14 protein-coding genes are annotated in these 15,742 nt (G+C 40.9%); 6 read left to right on the top strand and 8 right to left on the bottom strand.

Going from position 1 to position 15,742, the window contains the following annotated elements; genetic code table 11:
• The first annotated feature begins 391 nt into the window (after positions 1–391).
• From metA to BN6556_RS22040, 5 genes are all read left to right on the top strand, one after another.
• A complete protein-coding gene (gene metA, locus BN6556_RS04470; protein ID WP_066187776.1) occupies positions 392–1,297 on the top strand; it encodes a homoserine O-acetyltransferase MetA in 906 nt (301 codons plus the stop codon).
• 272 nt (positions 1,298–1,569) lie between these two features.
• On the top strand, positions 1,570–2,880 hold the full coding sequence (locus BN6556_RS04465; protein WP_066187773.1) for an ammonium transporter: 1,311 nt from the start codon (positions 1,570–1,572) through the stop codon (positions 2,878–2,880).
• 95 nt (positions 2,881–2,975) lie between these two features.
• Complete coding sequence (locus tag BN6556_RS04460; RefSeq protein ID WP_066187771.1) at positions 2,976–3,938, top strand: DUF294 nucleotidyltransferase-like domain-containing protein; 963 nt, start codon at positions 2,976–2,978, stop codon at positions 3,936–3,938.
• Entirely contained in the window at positions 3,935–4,666 is a 732-nt protein-coding gene (locus tag BN6556_RS04455; RefSeq protein ID WP_066187765.1) for an exonuclease domain-containing protein, read from the top strand. Before BN6556_RS04460 ends, BN6556_RS04455 begins: the two co-directional genes overlap by 4 nt.
• Positions 4,667–4,945: 279 nt before the next feature.
• The gene (locus BN6556_RS22040) at positions 4,946–5,113 is read left to right on the top strand and encodes a hypothetical protein (protein ID WP_161485671.1); all 168 of its coding nucleotides are present in this window, start codon (positions 4,946–4,948) and stop codon (positions 5,111–5,113) included.
• A 463-nt stretch (positions 5,114–5,576) separates the two neighbouring features.
• Here BN6556_RS22040 and BN6556_RS04445 read toward each other — a convergent pair whose 3' ends face one another.
• A complete protein-coding gene (locus tag BN6556_RS04445) occupies positions 5,577–6,353 on the bottom strand; it encodes an RDD family protein (RefSeq protein WP_066187758.1) in 777 nt (258 codons plus the stop codon).
• Between the two features lie 159 nt (positions 6,354–6,512).
• Between BN6556_RS04445 and BN6556_RS04440 the strand changes: the two genes are divergently transcribed.
• A complete protein-coding gene (locus BN6556_RS04440) occupies positions 6,513–7,487 on the top strand; it encodes a stage II sporulation protein M (protein WP_066187755.1) in 975 nt (324 codons plus the stop codon).
• Here BN6556_RS04440 and BN6556_RS04435 read toward each other — a convergent pair.
• The 7 genes from BN6556_RS04435 to BN6556_RS04405 form a co-directional block, all read right to left on the bottom strand.
• Entirely contained in the window at positions 7,467–8,822 is a 1,356-nt protein-coding gene (locus tag BN6556_RS04435) for a DUF58 domain-containing protein (protein WP_066187752.1), read from the bottom strand. The two genes, BN6556_RS04440 and BN6556_RS04435, sit on opposite strands and share 21 nt — an antisense overlap.
• A complete protein-coding gene (locus BN6556_RS04430; protein WP_066187749.1) occupies positions 8,776–9,705 on the bottom strand; it encodes an AAA family ATPase in 930 nt (309 codons plus the stop codon). The genes BN6556_RS04435 and BN6556_RS04430 overlap by 47 nt, the downstream gene beginning before the upstream one ends.
• Complete coding sequence (locus BN6556_RS04425; RefSeq protein ID WP_066187746.1) at positions 9,702–10,817, bottom strand: DUF4350 domain-containing protein; 1,116 nt, start codon at positions 10,815–10,817, stop codon at positions 9,702–9,704. The genes BN6556_RS04430 and BN6556_RS04425 overlap by 4 nt, the downstream gene beginning before the upstream one ends.
• A complete protein-coding gene (locus BN6556_RS04420; protein ID WP_066187741.1) occupies positions 10,817–11,470 on the bottom strand; it encodes a DUF4129 domain-containing protein in 654 nt (217 codons plus the stop codon). The genes BN6556_RS04425 and BN6556_RS04420 overlap by 1 nt, the downstream gene beginning before the upstream one ends.
• Positions 11,471–11,619: 149 nt before the next feature.
• Positions 11,620–12,528 (bottom strand): hypothetical protein, encoded by a 909-nt coding sequence (locus tag BN6556_RS04415; protein WP_066187738.1) that lies wholly within the window; start codon positions 12,526–12,528, stop codon positions 11,620–11,622.
• Positions 12,529–13,440: 912 nt separating this feature from the next.
• Positions 13,441–14,928 (bottom strand): MDR family MFS transporter, encoded by a 1,488-nt coding sequence (locus tag BN6556_RS04410; protein WP_066187734.1) that lies wholly within the window; start codon positions 14,926–14,928, stop codon positions 13,441–13,443.
• A complete protein-coding gene (locus tag BN6556_RS04405; protein ID WP_066187731.1) occupies positions 14,929–15,735 on the bottom strand; it encodes a TetR/AcrR family transcriptional regulator in 807 nt (268 codons plus the stop codon).
• Between the last annotated feature and the right edge of the window lie 7 nt (positions 15,736–15,742).

Raw genomic sequence — 15,742 nt, 5'->3', positions numbered from 1 at the left:
GTTACAAAAGAGTCGCAATGGTACTAGCTAGTTGACATAATGCGAAACTGACCGGAATCCGAGCGAAACCGTCCGGAAAGAGCCCGCAACCGTCTGGAATCCGAGCGAAACCGTCCGGAAAGAGCCCACAACCGTCTGGAATCTGAGCGGAACCGTCCAGAAAGAGCTCACAACCGTCCGGAATCTGAGCGGAACCGTCCAGAAAAGCAGCATACCATCTTAAAAAGCAACGAACCGTTAGGAAATGGCACAACCAGCTCTATTGCACTATATTACAATTTCCATTCTAAACATTTTCCTTTATTTCTGGGGCTGAAATCGTTATAATGGATGATATCAGCTTTTTTAATGGAGTTCGTGTGTTGATTAAAGATGAAAGGAGCAACCCAACATGCCTATTAAAGTGCCGGATTTACTACCAGCAAAAAGTAAACTACAAGAAGAGAACATATTTGTCATGGATGAAACCCGTGCCTTTACACAAGATATTCGGCCGCTGAAGATTCTAATTTTGAATTTAATGCCGTTGAAGCAGCAGACAGAGACGCATTTACTGCGCTTGTTGGGGAACAGCCCCTTGCAGTTGGAAGTGAGTCTGTTGCATACGAGTACGCATCAGTCCAAGAATACTTCTCCCGAACACTTGCAACAATTTTATAAATCGATAGAGGATATTAAAACAAATCGTTATGACGGTTTAATTATAACAGGTGCCCCGATTGAATTGTTACCCTTTGAAGATGTGAATTACTGGGATGAATTGGCGCAAATTATGGAGTGGAGTAAAGAGAATGTAACCTCTACACTGCATATTTGCTGGGGAGCGATGGCAGGTTTGTATTATCATTTCGGAATTGATAAATATATTATGCCAGAGAAACTATCCGGTGTATACAGTCATACCGTAAATAACCCTAAGGAAAAACTAGTCAGCGGATTTGATGATGAATTTTTAATCCCGCATTCCCGGAATGCCGATATTCGCAGGGAAGATATTGAGAAGGATCCCCGATTAACGATTCTTAGTGAATCCGAACTTGCGGGTGTCTATTTGGTCGCTTCCAAGGATGGGAAACAGATTTTTGCAACGGGTCATCCAGAATATGACGCCTTTACTTTGAAGAAGGAATATGATCGAGATACAGCAGCTGGTTTGGAGCCGGTATTACCGAGGAATTATTTTCCGAATGATGATCCGACGCAGATACCGAAACTACGTTGGCGTACTAATTCTAGTATGTTAATCACCAATTGGCTCAATTATTATGTTTATCAGGAAACACCATATGAGCTATAAGACATCTCGCCCGATGCGAGATGTTTTTTTGTGTCAGAAAATCTTGCTCTATTCTGGAAGTTGGTTTTTTTAGGGAAAATAACTATCACAAAGTAGAACCTGTTACCTTCTTCTTGCTGTTGCTCCAAATTTTCTCCGTCACGCCGCATGGTCATTGTCTTTCAAAAAACACTGTCAGATTATCTAACAAGTTAATGGTGGGGGAGTCTGCTGTTGGTTTACACTATGTTTAACGTAAGATGTTAAATAAACTGACAAGGAGAGGGAAGTTCATGGACACAGTATTGATGGATAATTTATGGGTCATCATTGGAACCTTTTTAGTTCTATTGATGATTGGAGGATTTATACTATTGGAGGCAGGTTCCACTCGAATGAAAAATGCTGGCCATATCGCCGGTAAAACAATATTTACGATTGGGATTGGTTCTTTAGTATTCTGGGCAATAGGTTGGGGCTTCATCTATGGTGAAGGAAACTGGTTTATTGGATTATCGGACTTTTTCTATGGTAGTACAGAATTTAGTGAAGAAGGTTTATCCCCAGCAGTTGATTTTATTTTTCAAATGATGTTTGCGTTAATTGCACTTACTATTGCATTTGGGGGATTTGCTGAACGGGCGAAACTTTCTGCTTACGTTATCTTCGCCGTTCTATTCTCGGCACTGGTTTATCCGGTTGTTGCTCACTGGATCTGGGGTGGAGGCTGGTTAGCTGATCATGGGAAGCAGGATTTTGCAGGATCGACTGTAGTACACTTAACCGGTGCTATGGCAGCTATGGCAGCGACTATTATCTTAAAACCACGAATCGGTAAATATAATAAAGATGGATCATCTAATGATATAGCTGGTCACAACCAAGTATTTACTGCCTTGGCTGTATTGCTTCTATGGGTAGGCTGGTTTGGATTTAACGGTGCAAGTACATTTGGTGTATCAGAGGCATTCTTTGGTTATGTGATTTTAAATACACAACTAGCTGCAGCTGCAGGTGCCATTGCCGCTATGTTAGTAGTTTGGGCACTTACAGGTAAAGCAGACGTGCCAACAACATTAAATGGTGCATTAGCTGGTTTAGTAGCAATCACAGCTTCTTGTGGCTTTGTAGAACCGTGGGCAGCCGTACTAATAGGTGCTATTGGCGGTATCATTGTTTACTTCAGTATGAAATTCTTTGACAGAGCACGTATTGATGATCCGATTTTTGCCTTATCGGTACACGGTACAGTAGGTGTTTGGGGAACGATTTCGACTGGTTTCTTCGCAACAGAGCCTTTATCCGTTGGCGCGGATTGGGGACTGCCAGGATTATTCTATGGCGGTGGATTTGAGCAATTAGGTGTACAGGTGTTAGGTGTTGTGGCCAGTGGTATCTATGCCTTTGTTGTGTCTTTCATTATTCTAAAAGTGATGGATAAAATAATGGGCTTGAGAGTATCGGAAGAAGAAGAGATTATCGGACTTGACATGAGTGAGCATGGCAGCTATGGTTACCCTGAAAACATTCCGCAGCCAACCCAAGCAAAAAATAGCACTTCTAACGCTAAAATAAAGTCTAATGAAGAGCTGATGGATCATTAACGAATAGATAGAGCAATGCCCCCGGTACCTTATCCAACTGGGTAAGGTGCCGGGGTTTATACAGTGTGACGAAGACCTAAAAGGAGAGAATCTCCATGAAGAAATGGGAAGAAATGATGACGTGGCGGATGGAGAATATGCCTTATGCCAAAACATTTGCCGATCTCAATCGAATGCATGAACAATTAATGACGATGGTAGTGGAACAAGCGATAGCGTGGATGAATGAGAAAGAGGGAGCGCCGCCTGTTCCTTTTGCTTTTTTCGTGATGGGTAGTGCGGGAAGGCAGGAACAAGCGATTTGGAGTGATCAAGATCATGGAATTGTTTTTGATGGAGAGCAGAAGGAGCAGGCTTATTTTCAAAGCTTAGGTGAAAAAATTGTGAAAGGCATGTCTGCTGTTGGTTATCAAGAATGTGACGGAAAAGTAATGGCATCAGAGTCAATGTGGACGAAATCTGTACAATCATGGCAGCAGCAGGTGTTAGATTGGTTAACAGAAGAAAGCTGGCAATCATTGCGTCATGCCTCTACTTTTTTTGATTCACGTGTCTTAACCGGGGAAAAATTGTTGTTAGAGGAAGTAAAGCAGACCTTTTTTTCTTATGTGACACAGCATCCTCAGGTTATGCTACGGCTCAAGGATAATGTCGACTTTACTCCAAAAGGACTTGGGCTGTTTAGTCAATTATTGCCTAAACAATCTGGAGAGCGCACAGGTCAAATCAATATCAAAATAACAACCATGTTCCCTTACATTAATGCCCTTCGTTTGTTGGCGATTTGGAATCATCGTCTGGAAGTGCCTACAATGGAACGACTATCCGCTATGGAATCCACCTATCCCTTTATGAAAGAATACCAGCCTGTATTAGAATCGTTATTTAGCTTTAAATGGAAACTGACGAGAGATGCTGCAACTTACGAAGACGTCCACTATGTATCGGTGGATCAACTGACAAAGCAAGAAAAACAAGACTGGAAACAATATATCAGAAAAGGGACCAGCCTATTTGAACAAACAAAAAAACAGATAGAAAAAGAGTGTTCGCAATGATTATGAATCAAATGTTAGCATTTATCAAACAAATGTCAGGAAAAATCACCGAAATCAATCCGGTTTCCAGTCAGACCGATGCTCGTAAAATTGCCTTTATTCGTAATTTGCAGAAGGAATTAAAACAAAAGGATGCCCTGCACGTCCCCTTTCGACAACTTCCTGTCGTCGTATTTGATATCGAAACAACTGGTTTTTATCCTTATCATGGCGATCGAATGCTATCCATTGGTGCGGTGAAAATGAAAGGCGCAGATGTATTAGAGAACCAGCTCTTTTATAAAACCATTTATAATGCCTTGCCCCCCTCTGAAGAAATCGCAGACTTGACAGGGATTACGGCATGGGAACTAACACAAGCTCAGCCGCTCTTAGACGTGTTGCGTGAATTCTACCGTTTCGTGCAAAATGACACACTAGTTGCGCACCATTCCAGCCATGAGAAACAGTTTATGGAGCAGGCAAGCTGGAATGTAACGAGAAAGAATTTTCAACATCGCATTATTGACACCAATTTTTTAACAAAAGTGGTGTCACCAGAAATAGATCATGTCCATTTGGATGATTGGTGTGAGTATTATTCGATCCCAATTAAACAACGTCATCATGCCTTATATGATGCTGCAGCAACCGCTCAATTATGGTCCGAGAACATAGTGAAGGCTGAAGAAATGGGCTTTCGCAATCTAAGAGATATCTATATTCACTTAGCGAATCATTCATCATAAACTGTTTTATCCCTCTTCATTGCAGAAAAGAAGGGGGATTTTCTGAGCGAAGACAGTTGAATAAATATTCATAGGTTGAATGAATAGACACAAATCATGGCTAGCCTTGAAATGTTACAGAACGGTTACAAAATCGAAGCATTTAAGGAGAAGTTAGAGAATTTAAAAGAATTTAAAAGAATTTCATAAATATCATTTACAAATTAAAAAAATATGGTACGATATAAGTGTATTCAAAAGATAAGCATGATATTTTTTTAGGAAAGGGGATAGTTTACTATGGTAACTTCTTTATACATGGTGTCGTTAACTATTCTGCTTACTTTTCTAGTTTTATCTGCGATGGAGAAAGTTTCATCCCGCAGAAAAAAACGAAAAGCAGAGCTGAACGTAGAAACACCCAACGCACAAGTTCAGCCAGCTATTGCTGGGAAACACTTGAGATAATTTATTACACATTTCCAAATGTGTCGCTATACCTCCTGCATAGTCAGGGGGTTTTTTGTTTGGGGAAAATAAATTAGTTGAGCGTTTTGATCTTAGTTAGGGACTGAGGAAAACAAGACCGATTCGATCTCACGGACAAAAAAGCGGAGAATCATGAAATTTTGTCCGTAAGAATGGATCTCACGGACAAAAAAGCGGAGAATCGTGAAATACTGTCCGTAAGAATGAATCTCACGGACAAAAAAGCGGAGAATCATGAAATTTTGTCCGTAAGAATGGATCTCACGGACAAAAAACCGGAGAATCGTGAAATTTTGTCCGTAAGAATCTCGCGGACTGAAAAAGAGCAAATCCCGTTCCACAGTCCATAAGAATCGTGCCTTGAGCAAACCTTTTGTCTGTCATACTAAAAACGCGGCACTTTCTCCAGACGAGAAGTGCCGCGCTTATTTGTTAATTATTCTTAATACTCCCATTCATCCTTCAAATGCAAATAAAGCAACAGCAGTATCGATTCATTGCTGAGTGAATATTGGTTGATCCTGGTATCGATTTTTGGTAACAGGATTTCACTTACTTGTTCGGTTAGGATTGGTTTTTCTTTTTGCTGAATGGTTATTATTCGATGGACATAGGTATTCAATAACTGCCAGTCTCGCTGATGAAATTGTTGTATATCAAAAGATTCCAATGTCAAATCCTCTTTATGGAGCCCGCACTTTTCAATATATTGTTCCACTGCATTTTTTTTAGAAGAATTCTTTCCTTGTTCGTGTATAACCAGTGTACCAGCCGCTAAATCTCCGAGTCGTTTATGTTTTGGATGGGCAAAGATTAGTACCATTCCAATGACATAGACATCCAGCAAGCGGATGAAATTGCGTATCAAACTAGATAAAAATGTAACATTATGACCATTCTCCTGAATCACGCGAATGCCAAGTAATTTTTTTCCGATCGTCTTTCCGCGCCAAAAAAATTCAAGAAGTGCAAAATAACCGAGATTAAGCACAAAAATGGCAATGAGGTAAAGGGTAATAAATAATGTATTTTGATCGAAATAAAAAGCACCCGCATCAAATGACAATGAAAAAAATAAAATAAAGGTTAAGATGATTTGTGAGACCACTAAAATGGCATAATCAATCAGATACGCGGCAGTTCTTGAACCTAAGCCAGCTAACTTGAATTGCAGGGAGACATATTCTGGTGTCTTGACCTGTAGTTGTTCTTGTTCCATAGGATGACCACTCTTTCTATAATTTGTTTCGGTATAAGAGTTTGACTTGTTATTTGGGCGTTTTAACCATTATAATAACATATAGGTTAAAGCATACTTTATCCATGTGGCAGTGGGCATTATTCGGTGGCACTAGGATAAAAAATAAAAGGTGATGTTATGCAGCTAAATCAATTTATTAAACAAAATCGACAGGATTGGGAAAAACTAGAGCAACTCATTACGGAAGTACCTAAGAAAAAGAGCAGTGATAGCATTAATGAATTTCAACAAATTTATCAAAAAGTAGCAAGACAGCTTTCCTATAGTCAAACGTATTTTGCCAACGAAGATATTACCAGATATTTAAACGAACTAGTAGGGAAAGCACATAATATATTATATCGCTCACAGCATTCTTCTTGGAAGCAAATCTATCATTTCTTCTCACATAAATTCGTTGGTTTGCTTTTAGAGCAATGGAAAGCCGTTCTGATTGCGATGCTGCTATTTACGCTTGGTGGTTTGGCTAGCTTTTTTGCTGTGATAAACAATCCATCTTATTTATATGGTATTTTACCAGAAGAAATGACACAATCCGTTGATCCGACCTCGCTTGGTGAATCATCACCGGATGTGAATGCCCCGCTAATGTCGACGGAGATCCTGACCAATAATATTCAGGTGGCGGTAATGGCATTCGCTGGCGGGATTACCCTTGGTCTTCTGACGGTTTACGTGCTGGTTTATAACGGCATTATAATCGGTGCCTTGGCTGCGGTATTCTGGAATTCAAGCAGTACATATGTGTTCTGGGCCTATATCGTTCCACATGGTGTGATTGAGCTACTTGCTATTTTTATTGCAGGTGGAGCCGGGCTCTTGATGGGTTACAAAATATTCGTGCCAGGCATTCATTCAAGAGGATACCAGCTGAAAAAACAAACGACCCGATCGGTTCAACTGCTGATAGGGACAATTCCTTTATTTATCATCGCTGGTATCATTGAAGGTTATATTACTCCATCTGACATATCGTTGGAGTGGAAGTATGCCGTGGCCGCGATTACCGCAGTAGCTCTGGCTGCTTATATGTTGATCGGTAACTATTTGAGACAAAAGCGGGAGAGACTGTTACAACAACCCTCTGTTTAATGTATCAATATAATGAGAGATAGCCGTTGCAGCTAAGCGATCTCTAGGGGTTTCAAGCATGGGAAGACCATGCTTGCTCCATTTGTTAGCAAATTCCTTTTGCGAAATGGATTGTCTTTGCGCCTCGCTTTTTTTCATTGCTTGTAAGGTACTGACTGGTTTGCTTGCTATTTGCTGTTGTAAGAGTTCATCCTTGATACCAAGCATAATAAATAAGTGTTTCCGTCTGACCCGCTGCATATAAAATAATGGGTAGTTCTCATTGGCAAAGGATTGCATGTCACTGAAGAGTATCATCATACTCCTTTTTCTTTGGAGACTTTGTGCGTGTTGAAAAGCCAGTGTATAGTTCGATTCCTGCGCATCTACGGTTAGATCATAAATGGCATGCAAAATGGTATGGAGGTGCTCTAATCCCCGGCCAGCAGGAACAACGGCTTTGATATCTTTGGAAAACGCAATAACTGATACATGGTCCCCATTATCCAATGCAGCAGCGGCTAAGGTGATAGAAGCTTCAATCGTTTTCTCTAACCGATTGCTTTCCTTTAGTTCAACCCCCATTGTACGTCCGCAATCAATCAGAATCGTGACGTACTTACCGTGTTCCGGTTCATATTCGTTGGTCATTAATTCTTGCTGCTTGGCTGACTGTCGCCAGTTGATCGTTCGTGGATCATCTCCGATAACGTAACTTCTTACTTTACTGAATTCTCCTTCTCCACTGCGCGTTTTTCGAATTTTAATCCCCTCATGCAATAAATAGCGTTGCGCATTTTCTAAATAACGCTTGGTTTCTGCAAGGTTAGGAATGACTTGAACAGCGTTTGGTAGGCTATAGGTTAATTGTCTTTCCCACAACCCCCATTTACTGCGAACACGTATATATACTTTATCAAGCAGATAATCTCCTCTAACAGTTGGCTGTATCTGATAAGGAAGTAAGAGCTGGCTGCGTTCCGCTAAAGGTTGCAGATCTGGATAATTTGCTTGAAAAGAACGTGGGCTGTCATCGATAAAGCGCACGGCAAAACGGGCATTGGTTCGGTTTTCGATGTTAATATTTATCGTTTGTTCTTGATATCGCTCTATTTCCTCTTCCGCTTGGCGGGACACATCGAATTGTTGTCGATTAGGAAGCAAGAAGGCATCGATGGCTACTAACCCTAACATCACTAATGTGGTGATGCCAAGAAACAACCAGGAAAATTGCCAAAATGATATTAGCACCAAGGCGGCAAGGAAAATAGTGTAATAGATAACGAGTGTGTAGGTTGGTAGTATTCCCTTATCGCGGAACAGTAACCGATCCCACAAGTTCTTTAATCGTCTCATCAATATCAGATCCTTCCAATTCTGCATATGGTGATAATTGTACGCGATGACGGAGGCTCGGAATGGCCACCATTTTTACATCATCTGGTGTAATATAATCACGGTCCTCTAAAAAGGCCCATGCTTGAGCTGTTTTAGCGATGGCGATGGCTGCTCGTGTGCTGGCCCCATGCTGGATAGATTCTAGTTCTCTTGTTTTTCGGACAATTTTCATAATATAATCTGCTATTTCATGACTTATATTGACCGTTTGTATGTCGGCTTGCAATCGTTGAATTTCTGTGTTGGAGAAGATGGCTTCTACTTCTTCCAGGTTATTTTGCTGTTGAATCACCATTTGTAGAATAGCAACCTCTTCTTCCAACTGAGGGAAATTAATCTGTAATTTAAAATAGAAACGATCTTGTTGGGCTTCTGGGAGGGGATAGGTCCCCTCAAATTCAATCGGATTCTGCGTTGCTGCCACAAAGAAGAAGTCAGGTAAGGCATAGGTCTCTCCTTGGATCGTAACCTGTTTTTCTTCCATGGCCTCTAATAAGGCAGCTTGGGTTTTCGCAGGTGTCCGATTGATTTCATCGGCCAAGAGCACGTTGGTAAAAATCGGCCCTTTTAACGTTTGGAAGGCCTGATCCTTCATGTTATAGATAGAGCTGCCCGTAATATCGCTTGGCAGCAAATCCGGGGTGAACTGAACCCGTTTGAAATCACTATCCAGAAGTTTGGCCAGTGTTTTGACCATCTGTGTTTTACCTGTGCCGGGCACGCCTTCAATTAATACATGTCCTCCAGCCAAAGCAGCTGTTAACAAAAGGCGTAGATTATTTCCTTGACCAATTATTTGTTTTTCATAGTTTTCTAATAAAGTTGTTATATTTGTTTTCATGTTTCCTCCACCTCTTTCCGAATCGTGTCAATCGTTTGGGATAGTGCTAGAAATTCCTGTTTATGAATGAGCAGGTTATCCTCAACTGCTGTAAAATGTTGACTTAGCTGTTGTACTTGTTGTGTTGATAAGGATGTCTGCTTTTTCTTCAGTAAGTTTAATCGTACCTCCCAGCTATCATGGTGAGGTAAGCCGTAACGCAGACGGACGGCTTCTTTTAGGTAGGTTAATTGATTTTGTATAGCTGCCGTATAGTTTTTTCCTTTTGTCTGCCAAATAGCAATGGCTTGAATTCTTTCATCGCTTAAGCGAACCGTTTCTTCGCGCACAGGGTATACCGGGCCGAATCGTTTTCCTTGTTTCCATAGAATGAAAATAGCTAAGATGATACCTTGAACGAGTAAGACATAAGCCCATCCAGGATATAGGTCGAATGGTGAGACACTGCCAATATCTGCTGCGCTGAATTCATCAAACACAATCGACGGCTGTTGGTCAAACGGGATGGTGGCAAAGACGGCATCGGTCTGATCTTGTGCCGTAATCCCTTCGTTGGTTAACCAATTTGGCTCTGTCAACACAATCAAGGAGCCCTCGCCTATTGGCCGCTCCAACGCAATCACCTGATCATCGCTGGTAGTGAGCAGTACATGATCGTTCTCTTCTGGTTCAATCGCCATATCGCTTTGTAGGGATACGGTCAAAGGTTGCTCATGATGAAATATCTCTACAGGTTCGTTGGATAGTGATTGGTCGGTCATTATCGTATTCACCCCAAAAAAATCTTGTGGGTTTTCTTTGGCAAGTACCACTGTGTTTCCCGCTTCTATGTAAGATTGATAAGCATCCTCCACGGATTGATCCGAGGGGAGATCTGGGTTAACCATCATTCGTAGTGAATGATCCGTAGAATCCGATAAACCTTCTGCCTGCTGCACATCATATTCATTATCCTCCAGATAGGTATAAAGCGCCTTTAAACCAGTTGGGGAGGGTGAATCGACTAGATAAGGAGGATATTGTGTTGGTGTTTGGTTAGCGGTGAGCATACTCACTCCAATTAGTAATAAGAAAAAAACGGCGCCAATGATCCAAGTTTTTTTACCAAACATTATTGTTCACCTGTCTCTTTCATTTCAGTCTGCGTTTCGATCACCTTGGTTACCGATTTCTTGAAGTCTTGATAGTCTGCTTCTGTTATCTGATGTTCCCCATACATCACTTTTTCAAAAAAGATGGCAAATCGATAAAATGGGCTAGCCATGGCAGGATCGGTTTGCTGCAGTTCCTGATAGTATTCTCGGTTGGTTTTCCATTGTTGTGCTTTCAGCCATTTTTCTTGGTTAAGGTGTAACAATAAGGCAAGAAATAGATGTCTGGTAGCGGCGTGATATTCCTGATTTGCTTCACATGATTCCGCTGCCTGGAGGTGATCAAGATAACTCCAATCCAAGGCGCCTTGTTGACCAAGGGGTTTATAGTGTTTTAGTTTCTTCTTGCGTACGATGGTCATGATCAACATAATTAGTCCAATAAGAATGACTAAAGCCAGTAGAAACAGAATCACACCGGTTACGATATTGCCTGTGGTTGAGGAAGCCTCCCAGTTTTCAAAAAGTCTGGCAAGGATATTCTCCTGAAACCATTCTCGAAAACTATCCCAAGCCCGTTCTAGGAAATTTCGATGATCCTCATAATAGATTTGGTATTCTTCCCGAGATAGGATCTCCTCTAGTCGTTCTTGTTCCGTTTGGGAATAGTGCATAGGTATTCTCCTTTTTAACAGTGTTAAGCGTCTGTATCGTTCAGTGGCAAGAGAATTACCTACTGAACGAAGTCGCTTAAACCTTCAAGTGTTTCCAGAATGCTGAATAAATGGTTAGGAAACAACATTTTTAAGTTATGCAGAGCTTTTTAATGAGACTCTGACGTATGGTATTCATCGATCATTGATTTTAAATCGGTGCCTTCCTGACGAATGGTAGATTCAAAGTAAATCACGGCATAGCCGACAATAAAGATGATTGTGGTGACTAAGGAAAAAACGTTACTTAGTACATGATAAAGCACGCTGTCTCCAAGAAATGTCAGTGGAATGGAAATGATCATGCTAATGACGGACGTTATAATACTTAATATAATAAACAAACCGAAAAATTTCCATGTTTGTTTTTTAGTTAAATGCCAGCTTTTCCCCAGTCCTGGCGCTACTTTTTCAAATAAAACAGCTGGTAAGAAAAGGGTAAATCTTGTGAATAATAAACCCAAGCCAATAAAGAAGCCTAATCCAAGCAGTATCGCCATAATAGCCCCCATAATAGGTTCAATAACGAGGAACATGCCGATAATAAAGGCGACGATAAGTATTGGGAAGAAGATGGCAGCAAAAACGATTAGGACAATCAACAGTGTACTCCAGAACATCGGCCAATATCTAGGCAGTGCCTTTTTGATCATCTCTTTTGCAACTGGTTTCTGACCTTCTCGTGCATATTTCACCGTCCAAATGATCCCTCCACCTAAGATAGGTAGGGCAAATAGGATAAGCAGACTGATCAAGCTGCTTGTGAGATCATCAATAGGAGAGGTAGTAGCAATAGATTCTGCGCCATTTATCAGTTGATTAAACGCTCCTTCGCCAATATCCCCTCCAAAAACAAACGATCTTCCAGTTAATGTTAATAACAATGTTTGAAGAACGATAATGGGGATGATCACCCAGAAGCTGATCATAAATAGTTCTTTAAAGTTTGATTTAATGATACGAAAGGTTTGGTCTAATATTTCACCAAACCCGAGTGGTTTAGAAGTTGGTTGCTGCATATTATTGTGTCCTCCTTGTTTTTTTGCAATATACTGACTATTTTAACATGCTTTGTGCGATATGGAATATATTTTGCATGATTATTTGGGCAGAATTGTAATAAAGCTCAATAGGTATAGCGAATGATAGGAAGTGCTAAGTTTGGAAGTTAGTAATACGGGCATGGACCTTACGTGAAGTGAAGGGAAAATAGATGGAGAAAAGTTTATTTTCTTCCGATGAAGAAAAATGACGACCATCATTCAATCAAAAAACAAAAATATAAAAACCTCCAATGGTAACGTTTATTTACATGTAAATATGTGCTAAGGAATAGTCATTCACGTGAATGGATCAAACGAGGTATTAGCAAGAAATAATACGAGCAAAGTCTTGCTTGTCACACTTTTTTGTTATATCGTTACAAGAATCATTCTATAAGTGCGTGTTCAAAAATGCCGATAAATAGGACCAAGAAGTTCAAGGCGGCGTAGTCTCCCGGTACCGGAACGTATGCTTTTAATACGTGAGGAACGGACTCACACAGGATGTGTTGACTTCTACGTTGCCCACAGGACGTGGGCGACCTTAGTAGAAGATCTTATATTGCCAACGTAGAAATTCGCCGCGTCATTTTTGTTGGTCTTTTTGAACATCCTCTATAAGTTATTTTTTAGGATAGGCGCAACGATTTTTGCATGGACCAATAGCTGGGATACCTCCTATGTTTCCAGTATAAAGATACATGCCTTGCAATACCTAGAATGTTGAACGAATCGCGGTTCCGATAAGTTGAATGGTATAATTTTTTTCTTTAAAAGTGAATTTGGTTTATTTTCTTTGCTAGATAAGCCGCTCCGGGAATAGGCTATGCTGGTAAAAATCTTTACTCAAAAAAAGACTGTCGCCTCCATAGACGACAGTCTGCCAATTTAGCGGGATGAAGAATGATCAGGCTGTGGAACGGTCTCTTGTTTTTTTGTTTTTAAAAACAGGGTGAGAATTAATCCTATCAAGGAAAGTGCTGTTGCCAGCCAAAAGGCGGCATTATAACCACTAATAGCAGCATTTGCTTCGATTTGTTGTACCGCTGCTTCTTCGGACAATCCTTGTAATGCTTGAACTTCAGGCTGATAATTTAACGCCATGGTAGACATCGTTGTAATCAGAATCGCGGTACCAATCGAAGCAGATACTTGCTGCATAGTATTGGCCATTGCGGTGCCATGTGGATGCCATTCCAGCGGTAATTGATTGAGACCAGCTGTCATGACAGGCATCATCACTAATGAAAGACCAAACATACGAACTGCGTAAATCACTACTAAAAACGTATAAGAAGTGTCGATGGCTAGACTCGTAAATAGAAAAGTCGTAACCGTAACAATTCCCATCCCAATAGCAGCAAGCCATTTAGCTCCGAATTTATCAAACAGCATACCAGTTATTGGCGACATAATCCCCATCACAATAGCACCTGGGAAGAGCATCAGTCCAGATTCAAGTGGGCTGTATCCACGTGTATTCTGCATATATAGTGGAAGCATAGTTTCCGCACCAATTAAAGCCATCAATACAATCATGGTAATAATCAAGGATAAAGAAAAAATTGGATAGGTAAACACTCGGAATTCGAGCATCGCATGCTTCATTTTTAATTGACGTAAGATGAAAATAGTAAGAATGATCGCAGCACCAATAATAATAGCTAAACCGACCATGTTCAAACCGCCTTCTGCTCCATGTCCGCCGCCGATACTGCTGAAACCATATAGCAGTCCGCCAAACCCGAAGGATGATAACAGAATCGAGATAATATCGATCTTCGGATTGGTTCGTTCGGTCACATTTTTCATAAAGATGGCAGCGAAAATAATCGCTAGCACAACAATAGGGAAGACCACATAAAACAAGCCCCTCCAAGAAAAATGTTCTAATAACCAGCCGGATAGTGTTGGGCCAATAGCAGGGGCAAAGGAAATAACGATGCCTGCCAGTCCCATTGCTGCACCTCTTCTTTCAACCGGAAAAATTCTTAACATCACGGTCATCATTAGCGGAAGCATGATCCCAGAACCAGCAGCTTGGACCACGCGAGCCGTTAATAGTAATTCGAACGTATGGGACAAGCCAGCAATGATTGTACCTAATCCAAACAAGCTAAGTGCTGTGATAAATAATTGGCGTGTCGTAAATTTTTCAATTAAAAAGGCGGAGATCGGAATCATTACCCCATTCGTCAAAAGAAAGGCGGTGGTCAGCCATTGGACTTGTGTTTCTTCGATTCCAAAATCACCCATGATACTTGGCAAGGCGGTTGCCAATAATGTTTCATTTAATAGACCTACAAAGGCCCCAATCAACATGACCGTAACCATGGTGACACGGGTGACCTTGTCTATTTGTAAAGCTTGGTTCATCTAATCTTCCTCCTGACATAATAATCGTTCCAACCTCAATAAATCGGTTTGTAATAAGGGTTCACTTTTTAAATAATATAGTAGTGCATCTAATAAGAGTGGCGAATGGCTTGAGTGGATCAACCGTTCCAGCTCATCTATTGCCTGAAGCAACTTGACCCCATTGCCTGAGTGTTGGCACGTTTCACGTAATTGTGAAAGCAATGCGTCAACGGTCGGTGGCTCATCATCGCCTAGAAAAGGTTGTTTTTCATAGAGACGCAGCATCATACTATCGAAATGGTGCTGTATCCATTGTCCAAAGTCTTGCGAGTGGTAGTCCTTATCATGGAAGATAATATAAGCGATATACTCCTTAACAACTCCTTCCAGCATAATGAGCAAGTCTGTCATATACGGCAGGATGTCCTCTCCATAGCAACGATATAATACGTTGCGATGATGTTCTTGTAAGTTCAGCCGCAGCTTATTCATTTTTTCGGTAATTTGTTGGTCTTGCTGAATATTAATCTCTGACCATAAAATCTTGAAAAAGGTCTGATAGTGTACCCAAGCTTCCGTTTCTTGAGCAATATAGGAAGCGAGCGACTCCGAGCTTGCACTAATTTTCGCTGCATGGTTAATCAATTGATCGTGATGTTCCTCGATCATTTCTAATAACAAATCTTGTTTGGAGGAAAAGTGGTTATAAAATCCTCCTTTCGAAATATTGCTGTGCTCCGCAATCTGTTGGATGGTCGTATCTTTAAAACCCTGCTGAGCAAATAGGCTTAGCGCGGTGGACATTAAGGTCTCATTTGTGCTCATGAATACA

The organism is Gracilibacillus timonensis, from assembly GCF_900086715.1.
Taxonomy (GTDB): domain Bacteria; phylum Bacillota; class Bacilli; order Bacillales; family Amphibacillaceae; genus Gracilibacillus; species Gracilibacillus timonensis.
The sequence above is the reverse complement of the archived record's forward strand: the minus strand, read 5'-3'. Positions and strand labels throughout refer to the sequence as shown.

Bases quoted from the DNA above. Each gene is read 5' to 3' on its own strand.
- metA (WP_066187776.1), top strand. From the start codon at position 392: ATGCCTATTAAAGTGCCGGATTTACTACCAGCAAAAAGTAAACTACAA.
- BN6556_RS04465 (WP_066187773.1), top strand. From the start codon at position 1,570: ATGGACACAGTATTGATGGATAATTTATGGGTCATCATTGGAACCTTT.
- BN6556_RS04460 (WP_066187771.1), top strand. From the start codon at position 2,976: ATGAAGAAATGGGAAGAAATGATGACGTGGCGGATGGAGAATATGCCT.
- BN6556_RS04455 (WP_066187765.1), top strand. From the start codon at position 3,935: ATGATTATGAATCAAATGTTAGCATTTATCAAACAAATGTCAGGAAAA.
- BN6556_RS22040 (WP_161485671.1), top strand. From the start codon at position 4,946: ATGGTAACTTCTTTATACATGGTGTCGTTAACTATTCTGCTTACTTTT.
- BN6556_RS04445 (WP_066187758.1), bottom strand. From the start codon at position 6,353: ATGGAACAAGAACAACTACAGGTCAAGACACCAGAATATGTCTCCCTG.
- BN6556_RS04440 (WP_066187755.1), top strand. From the start codon at position 6,513: ATGCAGCTAAATCAATTTATTAAACAAAATCGACAGGATTGGGAAAAA.
- BN6556_RS04435 (WP_066187752.1), bottom strand. From the start codon at position 8,822: ATGAGACGATTAAAGAACTTGTGGGATCGGTTACTGTTCCGCGATAAG.
- BN6556_RS04430 (WP_066187749.1), bottom strand. From the start codon at position 9,705: ATGAAAACAAATATAACAACTTTATTAGAAAACTATGAAAAACAAATA.
- BN6556_RS04425 (WP_066187746.1), bottom strand. From the start codon at position 10,817: ATGTTTGGTAAAAAAACTTGGATCATTGGCGCCGTTTTTTTCTTATTA.
- BN6556_RS04420 (WP_066187741.1), bottom strand. From the start codon at position 11,470: ATGCACTATTCCCAAACGGAACAAGAACGACTAGAGGAGATCCTATCT.
- BN6556_RS04415 (WP_066187738.1), bottom strand. From the start codon at position 12,528: ATGCAGCAACCAACTTCTAAACCACTCGGGTTTGGTGAAATATTAGAC.
- BN6556_RS04410 (WP_066187734.1), bottom strand. From the start codon at position 14,928: ATGAACCAAGCTTTACAAATAGACAAGGTCACCCGTGTCACCATGGTT.
- BN6556_RS04405 (WP_066187731.1), bottom strand. From the start codon at position 15,735: ATGAGCACAAATGAGACCTTAATGTCCACCGCGCTAAGCCTATTTGCT.